Genomic DNA, 13,049 nt, shown 5'->3' with positions numbered 1-13,049 from the left:
CGGGGCCCGTCGCGGCGCCGCCCGGCGGAGCGGTTACCCCGCTCGACGCGACCGGCGTGCGGACTCCGACTTGTCGAGACGGGTCGTGGCGGGCTTGGCGTGATGGCCGCCCGGATCCAGGATCCCGCCAGGATGCAAACGGGAACAGCAACGATGCGCAGCTTGAAATTCGTATCCGCGGGACTCATGGCCGCCGCCGCCCTCAGTCTCACCCTCGCCCTTCCCACGCCCCGCGCCGCGGCCGCCGAGCCCGCGGCCTGCAAGACGGTGCGCTTCGCCGATGTCGGCTGGACCGACATCACCGCCACCACCGCCGTCACCTCGGCGATCCTCGAGGCGCTGGGCTACACGACCAAGACCCAGGTCCTTTCGGTGCCGGTGACCTACAAGTCCATGCAGACCAAGGACATCGACGTGTTCCTCGGCAACTGGATGCCGACCATGGAGGCCGACCTCGCCCCCTATCGCGAGGACAAGAGCGTCGACATCATCGGCGTGAACCTCGAAGGCGCCAAGTACACGCTCGCCGTGCCGACTTATCTCTATGACGAGGGGCTGAAGTCCTTCGCCGACATCGCCAAGTTCCGCGACAAGCTCGACGGCAAGATCTACGGCATCGAGCCGGGCAATGACGGCAACCGGCTGATCCTTGACATGATCAAGGACGACAAGTTCGGCCTGAAGGGCTTCGACCTCGTCGAATCCAGCGAGCAGGGCATGCTGGCCCAGGTCGAGCGCGCCACCAAGCGCAAGGAGGCCATCGTCTTCCTCGGCTGGGAGCCGCACCCGATGAACTCCAAGTACAAGATGAGCTACCTGTCGGGCGGCGACGACGTGTTCGGCCCCAACTATGGCGGCGCCACGGTCTACACCAACACCCGCGCGGGCTATGTCAGCGAGTGCCCCAATGTCGGCGCGCTGATCAAGAACCTGAAGTTCTCGCTCGACGCCGAGAACGTGGTGATGGGCTACATCCTGTTCGACGGCATGGAGCCGTCCAAGGCGGCGGCGAAGTGGCTGAAGGCCAACCCGACGGTGTGGGAGCCCTGGCTCGCCGGCGTGACCACGATCGACGGCAAGCCCGCGGTTCCCGCGGTGAAGGCCAGCGTCGGCCTCTGAACGCCGGCGCCCCCGTCCCCGGCGGGAGTGGCCCGCTTCGGGCCCGGCGCAGGCGCCGCGTACACGGTCGGGCACCCGGGCGGGCGCAGGCCACCTTGCGTTGACCCGTTCCGCCGGCGCTGCCGGCGGGCGGGCGGCTCCCGCGGTGACGGCCGAGCGGCCGCGCCCTTCGCTTCAACCCGCATTCGAGGCCGGACCCCATGTATGACTGGCTGACCGATCACAAGATCCCGCTGGGGCTCTGGCTGAGGGACTTCGTCGACCTGCTGACGACCCACGGGCAGAACGTCTTCGACTTCATCTCGCTGGTGCTCGGCGGGCTCATCGGCGGCTTCACCGCCGTGCTGCTCTGGGTGCCGCCGCTGCTGCTGATCGCGCTGTTCGCCCTCGCCGCGTGGCTGGTGCACCGCTCGATCGGGCTCACCGTCTTCATCCTCGCCGCGCTGCTGCTGGTGGCCAATCTCGGCTACTGGGAGGCGACGATGGAGACGCTCTCGCTCGTCATCTGCGCGACCCTCGTCTGCGTCATCGTCGGCGTGCCGATCGGCATCGCTGCAGCCCACCGCCCCTGGCTCTACACCGCCATCCGGCCGATCCTCGACCTGATGCAGACCATCCCCACCTTCGTCTACCTGATCCCGACGCTGGTGCTGTTCGGGCTGGGCGCGGTGCCGGGGCTGATCTCGACCGTCATCTTCTCCATCCCCGCCCCGATCCGCCTCACGCATCTCGGCATCTCCTCGGTGCCGCCAGCGCTGCACGAGGCGGGCAAGGCGTTCGGCGCCACCCCGACGCAGCTCCTGTTCAAGGTGGAGTTGCCCCATGCGCTGCCCACCATCATGGCCGGCGTGACCCAGTGCATCATGCTCAGCCTTTCCATGGTGGTGATCGCGGCGCTGGTCGGCGCCGACGGGCTCGGCAAGCCGGTGGTGCGCGCGCTCAATTCCGTCAACATCGCTATGGGCTTCGAGGCCGGGCTCGCCATCGTCGTGCTGGCGATCGTGCTCGACCGCGTGTGCAAGCGGCCTGAGCGCCGCTCGCGCAAGAACTGAGCGGGGAGGCATCCATGCCGGCCGTCGAATTCCGCAACATCGACATCGTCTTCGGCAACGACCAGAAGGGCGCGCTGAAGCTGATCGACGAAGGCCGCTCGCGCGAGGAGATCCTCAGCGCCACCGGCTCCGTGCTCGGCGCGGCCGGGGTGAGCCTCGCCGTCGAGCGCGGTGAGATCTGCGTGCTGATGGGCCTGTCGGGCTCGGGCAAGTCCACCATTCTGCGCGCCATCAACAGGCTGAACGAGGTGGCGCGCGGCGAGGTGCTGGTGGAGCACAAGGGCACGGCGATCGACGTCGCCCATTGCAACGAGGCGACGCTGCGCGACATCCGCATGCACACCGTCTCCATGGTTTTCCAGCAGTTCGGCCTGCTGCCCTGGCGCACGGTGCGCGACAACGTCGGCTTCGGGCTGGAGCTGCGCGGCACGCCGGCCGCCGAGCGCGCGCGCATCGTCGACGAGAAGCTCGCCATGGTCGGCCTCACCAACTGGGCCGAGAAATACACCAACGAGCTCTCCGGCGGCATGCAGCAGCGCGTGGGCCTCGCCCGCGCCTTCGCCACCGACGCCGAGATCCTGCTCATGGACGAGCCCTTCTCCGCGCTCGACCCGCTGATCCGCGACAAGCTGCAGGACGAGTTGCTGGACCTGCAGCGGCGCATCCACAAGACCATCGTCTTCGTCAGCCACGACCTCGACGAGGCGCTCAAGCTCGGCAACAAGATCGCCATCATGGAGGGCGGGCGCATCGTGCAGGCGGGCACAGCGGAGGACATCCTGCTGCGCCCGGCCAACGACTACGTGGCCGAATTCGTCAAGCACATGAACCCGCTCAACGTGCTGCGCGGCACGGCGGTGATGCGCCCGGCCGCGGGCCTGCCGCGCGAGGGCGACGCCGTGGTGCTGGACAAGGCCGGACGGGTGAAGGTGAAGGTCGATCCGGAAGGCCGGCCGATCGCCATCGACCTCGACGGCCGCGCCGGGCTGCTGGCGGTCGCCGACGGCGAGGCCGGGGCGATCGACGACAAGCTGGCCATCGCCAGCGACTGCATCATCGCGCCGGTCGATCTGAGGCTGAAGGCGGCGATCGAGCTGAAGCGCCACACCGACCTGCCGATCCTGCTGGTGGACGACCTCGGCCGGCTCGCCGGCCTGTGCGACGACGACGAGATCTATCGCGGCCTGCTCAGGCGGCTGGAGGGTTAGGCAGGTCCGCGACTGCGGGCTACCTCCCCGGCAGAACGGCGGCCGCGCCGCCGTCAGATCGCGGCGACGCCGACCGCCTCGACCACGTCCGCCACCACGGCCTCCACCAGGTCGCGGTCGTCGCCCTCGCCCATGATGCGGATCACCGGCTCGGTGCCCGAGGGACGGATCAGCAGCCGGCCATGGCTGTTGAGCTTGAGCTCGGCGGCGGCGATGGCCCGGATCACGCCGTCATCGTCGAGCGGGCGGCCCTTCTTGTAGCGCACATTCTTGAGGATCTGCGGCAGCGCGTCGAAGCGGTGGCACACCTCCGACACCGGACGCTGGTGGCGCTGCACCACGGCCAGCACCTGCAGCGCCGCCACGAGGCCGTCGCCCGTGGTCGAATAGTCGGACAGGATGATGTGGCCGGACTGCTCGCCTCCGACGTTGAAGCCCTCGGAGCGCATGCGCTCCAGCACGTAACGGTCGCCGACCGGCGTGCGCACCAGCGACAAGCCGAGCCCGGCCAGATGCCGCTCGAGGCCCAGATTCGACATCACGGTGGCGACGATGCCCTCGCGCGAGAGCCGCCCCTCCTCCTTGAAGCTTTCCGCCACCACGGCCATGAGCTGGTCGCCGTCGACCAGATGGCCCTTCTCGTCGACGATCAGCACCCGGTCGGCGTCGCCGTCGAGCGCGATGCCGATATCGGCCCGCACCTCGCGCACCTTGGCCATCAGGGCCTCGGGCGCGGTCGAGCCGACCTCGCGGTTGATGTTGAAGCCATCCGGCTTGTCGCCGATGGCGATCACCTCGCAGCCGAGCTCCCACAGCGCTTCCGGCGCGACGCGGTAGGCGGCGCCGTGGGCGCAGTCCACCACCACCCGCATGCCCTCGAAGGACTGGTTGCGCGGCAGGGTGCGCTTGGCGAACTCGATATAGCGCGCATGCACGCTCTCCAGCCGCTTGGCGCGGCCCATCTGCGCCGGCTCGACGAGCTGGGCCGACATGTTCTCCGCGCCGATCAGTTCCTCGATCTCGCTTTCGATGGCGTCGGACAGCTTGTAGCCGTCCGGCCCGAACAGCTTGATGCCGTTGTCGTCGAACGGGTTGTGCGAGGCGGAGATCATGACGCCGAGATCGGCGCGCATGGAACGGGTGAGCATCGCCACGGCCGGGGTCGGCATCGGCCCGAGCAGCAGCACGTCCATGCCCACCGAGGTGAAGCCCGCGACCAGCGCGTTCTCGATCATGTAGCCGGACAGGCGCGTGTCCTTGCCGATGACCACGCGGTGGCGATGGTCGCCGCGGTGGAAGACATAGCCCGCCGCCATGCCGACGCGCAGCGCCAGCTCGGGCGTAATGGCCCCGTTGGCCCGGCCGCGAATGCCGTCCGTACCGAAATAACTGCGTCCCATCTTCAGCCCCTCACGGATCGGCGGCCTCTGGGGGCGCCGACCATCGAACGAGGGCGGCCGCGCGGGGGGACCGCGCGCCGCCATGTCATCTGTCTAGCACCGACATTGAACGAAAGGGTTTCACAAAGTGTAAGCGCACCTTGCAATGCAACTCAGCCGTGCTCTGCGGCAGCCGCCGCCGCGGCCACCTCGCGCTCCGCCTCCTCGGCGCTGCGCACGCCGTTGAAGAAGGCATTCAGCAGCACCGCCGAGATCGCCGCCAGCAGGATGCCGGATTCGAGCAGCGGATGCAGGGCGTGCGGCAGGTTCCGGAAGAAGTTCGGCGCGACCTGCGGGATCATGCCGAAGCCGACCGAAACGGCGACGACGTAGAGGTTGAACCGGTTGTCGCGGAAATCGACCGCGGTGAGGATGCGCGCGCCGGTGGCGGCGACCATGCCGAACATCACCAACCCCGCCCCGCCGAGCACCACCTGCGGCACCGCCTCGACGATGGCGGCCATCTTCGGCAGCAGCCCGAGCGCGAGCATGATGACCCCGCCCGCCGCCGTCACATAGCGCGAGCGTACGCCCGTGACGCCGACCAGGCCGACATTCTGCGAGAACGAGGTGTAGGGGAAGGTGTTGAAGATGCCGCCGAACAGCGTGCCGACGCCGTCCGCGCGCAGGCCCGCCGTGAGGGCGGCGCGGTCGATGTGCCGGCCGGTCATCTCCCCGAGCGCGAGGAACATGCCGAGCGATTCGATCATCACCACGATCATGACGAGGCACATGGTCAGCGCCGGCACGAGATGGAATTCCGGCACGCCGAAATGGAACGGCACCACGACGCCGAACCAGGGCGCTGCGGCCACCTTGTCGAAGTGCATCACGCCGATGGCGCTCGCCAGCACGCAGCCGGCGACGATGCCGAGCAGCACCGCGACATTGGCGACGAAGCCCCTTCCCCACCGGGTCAGGGCGAGGATGGCGAGAAGCACGAACAGCGCGATGGCGAGCCCGCCGAGCTGGCCGTAGGCCGGATTGGGAAAGGCGCCGCGCTCGCCGTCCACCACCCGCGTCAGCGTTGGCAGCCCGCCGCCGGCCCAGTTGATGCCCACCCGCATCAGCGAAATGCCGATCACCATGATGATGGTGCCCGTCACCACCGGCGGGAACAGCGGCAGCAGCCGCGAGACGAAGGGCGCGATGACGATGCCGAAGATGCCGGCCGCGATGACCGCCCCGTAGATGCCGAGAATGCCGATGTCGCCGGTGGTGGCGATGGAGAGCATCGGCCCGACCGAAGCGAAGGTGACACCCATCATCACCGGCAGGCGGATGCCCACGCCCGGGAAGCCGATGCTCTGGATCAGCGTGGCGATGCCGCAGGTGAACAGGTCCGCGCTGATGAGGAAGGCGACGTCCTCCGGCGCCAGCTTCAGCGCGCGCCCGACGATGAGCGGCACCGCCACCGCGCCGGCATACATGACCAGCACATGCTGGAGACCGAGCGTGGTCAGCCGCGGCCAGGGGAGCCGCTCGTCCACCGGGTGCACTTTCGCCGTCATGCCGAACTCCTCCGCTGCTGTGACAGGGCGCGATGCCCGTTCCCGCTGCGGAAGCCATTCAACGATCATGCCATGGTGCTCCAGCACCCTTCAGACTGTCGGCGGGAGGTCAGGATTCAGGCGAATGAAGGGGCGTGTGTGCAAGCGCGAGGCACCGGCCTAGCTAGCCGGACCGCGTCCCATGGGTTGCGACCGGTGCATGTGCCCGATGTCGCCCGTGGAACTCTCCCGGCAGTGTCCGACAGCTTGGCCCGCTGGCGGCTGAGATAAGGAGAGCGGCATATCCGCTGCCGGATCCGCCCCTCGCCGCTCTCCCCCGCCCGCCAGCTCAAACGAAAAGAGCCCCGGACCGAGGCCGGGGCTCTTCAACTCGTTCGCTGCCGCCGGCTCAGGCCTGCGGCTGCGGCTCCATGCCGGCATCGGGGCGCGGCGGGCGGTTCTTGCCCGCGGTGGGCACCACCGAGCCGCGCGTATGGGCGGGCTCTATCGTGGTGTCGCGCACCGGCGGCTGGCCGTCGAGCAGGTTGACGATCTCGTCGCCCGAGAGCGTCTCGTACTCCAGCAGGCCGCGGGCCAGCGTCTCGAGCTGGTCCTTGTGCTCGGTGAGGATGCGGTTGGCCTCCCCATAGCCCTCGTCGACAAGGCGGCGCACTTCGCTGTCGATGGTCTGCGCCGTCGCCTCGGAGACGTTCTGCTGGCGCTGCATCGACATGCCGAGGAACACCTCGTCCTGGTTCTCGCCATAGGCGACCTGGCCGAGCTTGTCGGAGAAGCCCCAGCGCGTGACCATCATGCGGGCGAGGCGGGTGGCCTGCTCGATGTCGGAGGCGGCGCCCGAGGTGACCTTGTCGTGGCCGAAGATCAGCTCCTCGGCCACGCGCCCGCCCATCATGATGGCGAGGCGCGAGGTCATCTGCTCGTAGCTCATGGACAGCTTGTCCCGCTCGGGAAGCTGCATGACCATGCCAAGCGCCCGCCCGCGCGGGATGATGGTCGCCTTGTGCACCGGGTCGGTGGCCGGGACGTTGAGGGCGACGATCGCATGCCCGCCTTCGTGATAGGCGGTCAGCATCTTCTCGTCCTCGGTCATGACGAGCGAGCGGCGTTCCGCGCCCATCATCACCTTGTCCTTGGCGTCCTCGAAGTCACTCATCGTCACCATGCGCTTGTTGCGCCGGGCGGCCATGAGGGCGGCCTCGTTGCAGAGATTTGCGAGGTCGGCGCCGGAGAAGCCGGGCGTGCCGCGCGCGATGACCTTCAGGTTCACGTCCGGCGCGATCGGCACCTTGCGGGCGTGGACCTTGAGGATCTGCTCGCGGCCGACGACGTCCGGGTTCGGCACGATGACCTGGCGGTCGAAGCGGCCGGGACGCAGCAGCGCGGGGTCGAGCACGTCGGGACGGTTGGTCGCGGCGATGAGGATGATGCCCTCATTGGCCTCGAAGCCATCCATCTCGACCAGGAGCTGGTTCAGCGTCTGCTCGCGCTCGTCATTGCCGCCGCCGAGGCCGGCGCCGCGATGGCGGCCGACCGCGTCGATTTCGTCGATGAAGATGATGCACGGCGCGTTCTTCTTCGCCTGCTCGAACATGTCGCGCACGCGGCTGGCGCCGACGCCGACGAACATCTCGACGAAGTCCGAGCCGGAAATGGTGAAGAACGGCACGTTGGCCTCGCCGGCGATGGCGCGCGCCAGCAGCGTCTTGCCGGTGCCGGGCGGGCCGACCAGCAGCACGCCGCGCGGGATGCGCCCGCCGAGGCGCTGGAACTTCTGCGGGTCACGCAGGAATTCCACGATCTCAGTGAGATCGCTCTTGGCCTCGTCGATGCCCGCCACGTCCTCGAAGGTGACGCGCCCATGCGCCTCGGTCAGCAGCTTTGCGCGGCTCTTGCCGAATCCCATGGCCTTGCCGCCCGCGCCCTGCATCTGGCGCGAGAGGAAGATCCACACGCCGATCAGCGCGATGAAGGGCAGCCAGGAGATGAGCAGGCTGACGAACCACGGGACATTGTCCTGCTGCGGCTTGGCGGTGATCGACACCCCCTTGCCGTAGAGCCGCTGCACCAGCGAGGGATCGTTCGGCGCGTAGGTCTGGAAGGCGCGGCCGTCGGTGAAGGAGCCGGTGATTTCCGGGCCCTGGATCACCACGTCGCGCACGCGGCCCTGATCGACCTCATTGAGGAGCTGCGAGAAGCTGATGTCGTTTGCCGTCTGACGCTGCGCCGGGTTCTGGAACAGCGAGAAAAGCGCCAGAAGCAGCAGAACGATGATCACCCACAGGGCGAAATTCCGGATATTGGCGTTCATCTCGTTCCTTTCGGCGTCGGATAAGCCCGACGCTCGGGTTCCGCCGGCGCTGGCGGACCTCCCTTGTCGCACCGTAATTTAGGTCCGCCATTGATCGTTGCCAAGATGCAGCAAAAAAAGCGGCTAACGGCAAGGCGCACATTCACGTCAGCGGGCGTTCTCCCGGGCGCCTGACGACGCCCCGCCGGGACGCCCGGTTCCCGGCCGGCGCGCCGGCGCCTGCCGCACCGTCACTCGCACCTGCCCGGCCCGGATCAGCGCGCCCGCGAGGGTGCGCGCTCCGCCCGTGCCGGCCGGCAAAGCGGAAAGCCAGGCCTGCACCGCCTCCAGCTTGGCGAGCTCGGGCGCCCGCCCGCCCGCCCGCTCGACCGCCCGGCCAATGAGTCGCAGGCCGATCTCCGCCGGCTGGGCGAGCAGGCCCGCGCGGTCGAAGGTGATTCCCTCCCCCTGCTCGCGCCACAGCGCGGCGGCAGCCTCATCGGTCGCCGCCTCCAGCGCGGCATCGGCCCGCGCCATCCGCGCCGCGAGACGGGCGAGCCGGGCGGCGTCGAGCCCCTCGTGCGCCAGCTCGGGCATCAGCGCGCGAAGGCGCGCGCGAGCGAAGCGTGGATCGGCATTGGAGGGATCACGGGCGAAATCGACCCCGGCCGCGGCGCAGACGGCGATCAATTCGTCCTTGGCCCAGCCGAGCAGCGGGCGCAGCAGGACGATGCCCTCGAGGTCGCGCTCGGCGGGAATCGCGGCGAGGCCGGACAGGCCGGAACCCCGCATCAGCCGGAACAGCACCGTCTCGGCCTGGTCGTCGCCGGTATGGGCGGTGGCGATGGCGTCGGCCCCGATCGCCCGGGCATGGGCGAGGAGCACGTCGTAGCGGGCGTTGCGGGCCATCTCCTGCACGCCGGTCGCCGGCAGGCGGCGCGGCAGGCCGAGCACGGCATGGTCGAGCCCGAGCGCACCGGCCAGGCGGCCGACCGCCTCGGCCTCGGCCCGCGCATCGGGCCGCAGCCCGTGGTCGACCGTAGCGACGGCAAGCTCCGGCACCTTCGCCGACGCCTCGGCCATGGCCGCGCGCCAGCGGCTGGCGAGCAGCATCAGCGCGGTGGAATCGGGGCCGCCGGAGACCGCGAGGAGTACCTTGCGGTGCCGCTCGAAGGGCGCGAAGGAAGTTGCGAGCGCGGCGTCGCCGGGCCCGCGGGAGCGTGGGGCTGCCTCAGCAGCCGGCACGCTTCTGCTCCTGCGCCACACCCTGCTTGATGGTGGTGGAGGCGCGCGGATACTTGTTGTTGACGGCGTTGAGCGTGGCGCAGGCCGCGTCCTTCTCGCCGATCGCGGCGAGCGACTGGCCGAGCCGCAGCAGCGCGTCCGGCGCCTTCACGGCGTTGGGATAGTCGGTCGAGACCTTGAGGAAGCTCTGCGCCGCCTCCTTGTAGGACTTGCGCAGGAACTGCGTCTCGCCGAGCCAGTAATAGGCGTCCGGCGCGGCCCGGTCGTTGGGATAGAGCTGGATGAACTGCTCGAAGGCCTGGCCCGACTGGCTGTAATCCTGCTGCAGCATGTAGCCATAGGCGCGGTCGTACAGGTCCTTCGGGCTCTCCGAGCTCGGCGCCGGGGCCGCCGCGACGGAGCCCGACAGGGCGCCGAGGTCCATCGGCGCGCCGGGCGGGGTGCCGGCCGAGGCGCCCGGAGGCGGGCCGGAGGGCGCGGTGGTGCCGAGCGGGCGCGGCGCGCCGGCGGCGCCCGGCTGGCTCGACGGGTCGAACGCGTCCGAGCCGCGGCCGGCGCCGGGCGCGGCCGGCGGCATGCCGGCCGGCGCCGCGCCGCCCTGCACGCCGCGGAGCTGGTTCTCGAGCTGCTGGTTGCGGTACTGAAGCTGCTCGATCTGACCGGTCATCATCCGCATCTGGTTCTCGAGCCGGTCCATCCGCGCCGACAGCGAGTCGGGTGAATCGCCCTCATTGGCGTTATTGCCCTGGCGCACCTGGCCCGGCGGCTTGAACAGGTTGCCGAAGAAATCGTTGTTCGCCTGCGCCTGCGCGCCCTGCCAGGCAGCGGGCACCGCCGCAGTGAGACCGGCGAGCAGCAGAAGGGCGGAAAATCGCGAGATACGGAACATCATGACAACTGGGGCAGGCTTCGGCGCGAGCGGCAGCGCAAGCTTGGATGGGATTGAGGCGGCCCGGAACGGGCGGCCGGCTTCAGGCGGCGACGGGAGCCGCAGCATGATAGCCGAACATACCGGGCCGATCGCGTCCAAAGTGTGGCCCGCCGGTCCCGGCACGCCGGACATGGCAAGGCCCGGCCCGCCGTGAAGCGGACCGGGCCCCGAAGCTGCCCCAGCGTGCGTCAGGAGTTGGTGGCGTTCAGCACCGTCACCGCGCGCCGGTTCTGCGACCAGCAGGAAATGTCGTTGCACACCGCGACCGGGCGCTCCTTGCCGTAGGAGATGGTCCGCATGCGGTTGGCGTCGACACCGCGCGCGACCAGATAGTCGCGCACGCTCTGGGCGCGACGGGCGCCGAGCGCGATGTTGTATTCGCGTGTGCCGCGTTCGTCGGCATGGCCCTCGATGGTGAAGGTGTACTGCCGGTAGTGGTTCAGCCACTGCGCCTGCTTGTCCAGCGTCGCCTGCGCCTGCGCCGACAGGTCGGACTGGTCGCTTTCGAAGAACACGCGGTCGCCGACCGAGACGATGAACTCCTGAGGGCTGCCGGGAGGGGCCGAGCCAAGCTGCTGGCCTGCACCATCCATCGGGTTCTTCGCGCAGGCTGCCGCGAGCATGGCAAAACCGATGATGAAGGCGGCGCGCGCTCCGCCCAGATGGCGCAACATACCGATCATAACCGCTGACTCCTGATTCCCCTGACCGGGCGCCCCGATCTAGCGTGATGACGTTTATGGATGGTCCGTCAACCTTTACGGAACCTTGCTCAAATGCGTCGATTCCAAGACCATCGCCTCAACGATCTCTTATGGTTAACCGTTCCCTACCGGCTCACGAACGCAGCGGCGACCATGCCGGGTCCGACGCGTAGCTCGGCGTCGGCACCCGCTGCTCGTTATAGCCGGTGATGTCCACGGTATAGAGCTGGGGCCCCGATTCGCCGCCCGGATCGCGGAAGAACATGATCACGCGTCCGTTCGGGGCGAAGGTCGGCCCCTCATTGTGGTAGCCCTCGGTCAGGATGCGCTCGCCCGAACCGTCCGGGTTCATCAGCCCGATGGCGAAGCGCCCCTGCGCCTGCCGGGTGAAGGCGATGACGTCGCCGCGCGGCGACCAGACCGGGGTCGAATAACGCCCTTCCCCGAACGAGATGCGGTGCGGGTTCGAGCCGTCGGGATTCATGACGTAGATCTGCGAGGAGCCGCCGCGGTCGCTCTCGAAGCAGATCTGCGAGCCGTCCGGCGAATAGCACGGCGCGGTGTCGATCGCCGCCGTGTCGGTCAGCCGCGTCGTCGCCTTGGAGCGCAGGTCCATGACGAAGATGTTGGAATCCCCGCCCTGCTGGAGCGAGAGGATCACCCGCTGCCCGTCGGGGGCGAAGCGCGGCGAGAAGCTCATGTTCGGGAAGTTGCCGACCACCTCGCGCTGGCCGTTCTCGATGTTGAGCAGGTAGACGCGCGGCTCGCCCTGCCCGTAGCTCATATAGGTGATTTCCTGGCTGGTCGGCGAGAAGCGCGGCGTCAGCACGAGGTCGTCGCCGCGCGTGAGATAGGTCACGTTGGCGCCGTCCTGGTCCATGATGGCGAGGCGCTTGACCCGCTTCTCCTTCGGCCCGCTCTCGTCGACGAACACGATGCGGGTGTCGAAATAGCCCTTCTCGCCGGTGAGCCGCTCGTAGATCGCGTCGGCGATGATGTGGGCGACGCGGCGCCAGTTCTCCGGCTGGGTGAAATATTGCTGGCCGATGAGCTGCTGGCCGGCGAACACGTCCCACAGGCGGAACTCGGCCTTCACCCGCCCGTCGGGCTGGCGGGTCATGCGGCCGGTCACCAGCGCCTGCGCGTTGATCACGCGCCAGTCCTGGAAACGGGGCGAGGTGTCGGGGTTGGTGATCTTCTCGACGAAGGCGGCCGGGTCGATCGGCGCGAACAGGCCGGAGCGGCGCAGGTCGGCGGTGATGATCTGCGTCACCCCCTTGCCCGCTTCCACGTCCTGCGGGCTGCCGCCGCCGACGAAATCGGTGATGGCGATGGGCAGCGGCTGCACCGTGCCGCCGGTCACGTCGAGCTTGAGCACCGCCTCGGCCGGGCGCGAGAGCAGGCTGAGGCCGGTGAGGGCGCCGGCCCCTGCAATGAGACTGCGGCGACCGATGAGGAGGCCGGAACGGCCCGGACGGACAATGTGACTCATAATATCGATCTCGAATCTAATCCCTGATGGCGAATGCCCGCCCCAATTGTCTTTTGTCGAA

At 68.9% G+C, this 13,049-nt stretch carries 10 protein-coding genes; 3 read left to right on the top strand and 7 right to left on the bottom strand.

Annotated elements, in window-relative coordinates; genetic code table 11:
* The first annotated feature begins 186 nt into the window (after nt 1-186).
* The 3 genes from NVS89_RS21215 (at nt 187) to choV (ending at nt 3,379) form a co-directional block, all read left to right on the top strand.
* Nucleotides 187-1,119: a choline ABC transporter substrate-binding protein gene (locus NVS89_RS21215; protein WP_258734761.1), complete on the top strand. Its 933-nt coding sequence runs from the start codon at nt 187-189 to the stop codon at nt 1,117-1,119.
* A gap of 200 nt (nt 1,120-1,319) precedes the next feature.
* Nucleotides 1,320-2,171, top strand: a complete 852-nt coding sequence (gene choW / locus NVS89_RS21210) for a choline ABC transporter permease subunit (protein WP_258734760.1) — start codon at nt 1,320-1,322, stop codon at nt 2,169-2,171.
* A 14-nt stretch (nt 2,172-2,185) separates the two neighbouring features.
* The gene (choV, locus tag NVS89_RS21205) at nt 2,186-3,379 is read left to right on the top strand and encodes a choline ABC transporter ATP-binding protein (protein WP_258734759.1); all 1,194 of its coding nucleotides are present in this window, start codon (nt 2,186-2,188) and stop codon (nt 3,377-3,379) included.
* A 53-nt stretch (nt 3,380-3,432) separates the two neighbouring features.
* Here the strand turns inward: choV and glmM are convergent, their stop codons facing one another.
* The 7 genes from glmM to tolB form a co-directional block, all read right to left on the bottom strand.
* Nucleotides 3,433-4,779: a phosphoglucosamine mutase gene (glmM, locus tag NVS89_RS21200; RefSeq protein WP_258734758.1), complete on the bottom strand. Its 1,347-nt coding sequence runs from the start codon at nt 4,777-4,779 to the stop codon at nt 3,433-3,435.
* Nucleotides 4,780-4,931: 152 nt separating this feature from the next.
* A complete protein-coding gene (locus NVS89_RS21195; RefSeq protein ID WP_258734757.1) occupies nt 4,932-6,329 on the bottom strand; it encodes a nucleobase:cation symporter-2 family protein in 1,398 nt (465 codons plus the stop codon).
* A gap of 388 nt (nt 6,330-6,717) precedes the next feature.
* A complete protein-coding gene (gene ftsH / locus NVS89_RS21190; protein ID WP_258734756.1) occupies nt 6,718-8,637 on the bottom strand; it encodes an ATP-dependent zinc metalloprotease FtsH in 1,920 nt (639 codons plus the stop codon).
* 147 nt (nt 8,638-8,784) lie between these two features.
* Nucleotides 8,785-9,861: a tRNA lysidine(34) synthetase TilS gene (gene tilS / locus NVS89_RS21185; RefSeq protein ID WP_258734755.1), complete on the bottom strand. Its 1,077-nt coding sequence runs from the start codon at nt 9,859-9,861 to the stop codon at nt 8,785-8,787.
* Complete coding sequence (gene ybgF / locus NVS89_RS21180) at nt 9,848-10,753, bottom strand: tol-pal system protein YbgF (RefSeq protein WP_258734754.1); 906 nt, start codon at nt 10,751-10,753, stop codon at nt 9,848-9,850. Before ybgF ends, tilS begins: the two co-directional genes overlap by 14 nt.
* Nucleotides 10,754-10,980: 227 nt before the next feature.
* Nucleotides 10,981-11,466 carry a peptidoglycan-associated lipoprotein Pal gene (pal, locus tag NVS89_RS21175; protein ID WP_374114619.1) on the bottom strand — a complete coding sequence of 162 codons (486 nt, stop codon included), beginning with the start codon at nt 11,464-11,466 and terminating at the stop codon, nt 10,981-10,983.
* Nucleotides 11,467-11,629: 163 nt separating this feature from the next.
* Nucleotides 11,630-12,988, bottom strand: a complete 1,359-nt coding sequence (gene tolB / locus NVS89_RS21170) for a Tol-Pal system beta propeller repeat protein TolB (RefSeq protein WP_258734752.1) — start codon at nt 12,986-12,988, stop codon at nt 11,630-11,632.
* Nucleotides 12,989-13,049: the final 61 nt, after the last annotated feature.

This window comes from Ancylobacter mangrovi (genome assembly GCF_024752355.1).
Classification (GTDB): Bacteria; Pseudomonadota; Alphaproteobacteria; order Rhizobiales; family Xanthobacteraceae; genus Ancylobacter; species Ancylobacter mangrovi.
The sequence above is the reverse complement of the archived record's forward strand: the minus strand, read 5'-3'. Positions and strand labels throughout refer to the sequence as shown.

What these genes read in the sequence shown, in the direction of transcription:
- choV (WP_258734759.1), top strand. Translation starts at nt 2,186, where the DNA reads ATGCCGGCCGTCGAATTCCGCAACATCGACATCGTCTTCGGCAACGAC.
- NVS89_RS21215 (WP_258734761.1), top strand. Translation starts at nt 187, where the DNA reads ATGGCCGCCGCCGCCCTCAGTCTCACCCTCGCCCTTCCCACGCCCCGC.
- NVS89_RS21195 (WP_258734757.1), bottom strand. Translation starts at nt 6,329, where the DNA reads ATGACGGCGAAAGTGCACCCGGTGGACGAGCGGCTCCCCTGGCCGCGG.
- glmM (WP_258734758.1), bottom strand. Translation starts at nt 4,779, where the DNA reads ATGGGACGCAGTTATTTCGGTACGGACGGCATTCGCGGCCGGGCCAAC.
- ftsH (WP_258734756.1), bottom strand. Translation starts at nt 8,637, where the DNA reads ATGAACGCCAATATCCGGAATTTCGCCCTGTGGGTGATCATCGTTCTG.
- tolB (WP_258734752.1), bottom strand. Translation starts at nt 12,988, where the DNA reads ATGAGTCACATTGTCCGTCCGGGCCGTTCCGGCCTCCTCATCGGTCGC.
- pal (WP_374114619.1), bottom strand. Translation starts at nt 11,466, where the DNA reads ATGTTGCGCCATCTGGGCGGAGCGCGCGCCGCCTTCATCATCGGTTTT.
- choW (WP_258734760.1), top strand. Translation starts at nt 1,320, where the DNA reads ATGTATGACTGGCTGACCGATCACAAGATCCCGCTGGGGCTCTGGCTG.
- ybgF (WP_258734754.1), bottom strand. Translation starts at nt 10,753, where the DNA reads ATGATGTTCCGTATCTCGCGATTTTCCGCCCTTCTGCTGCTCGCCGGT.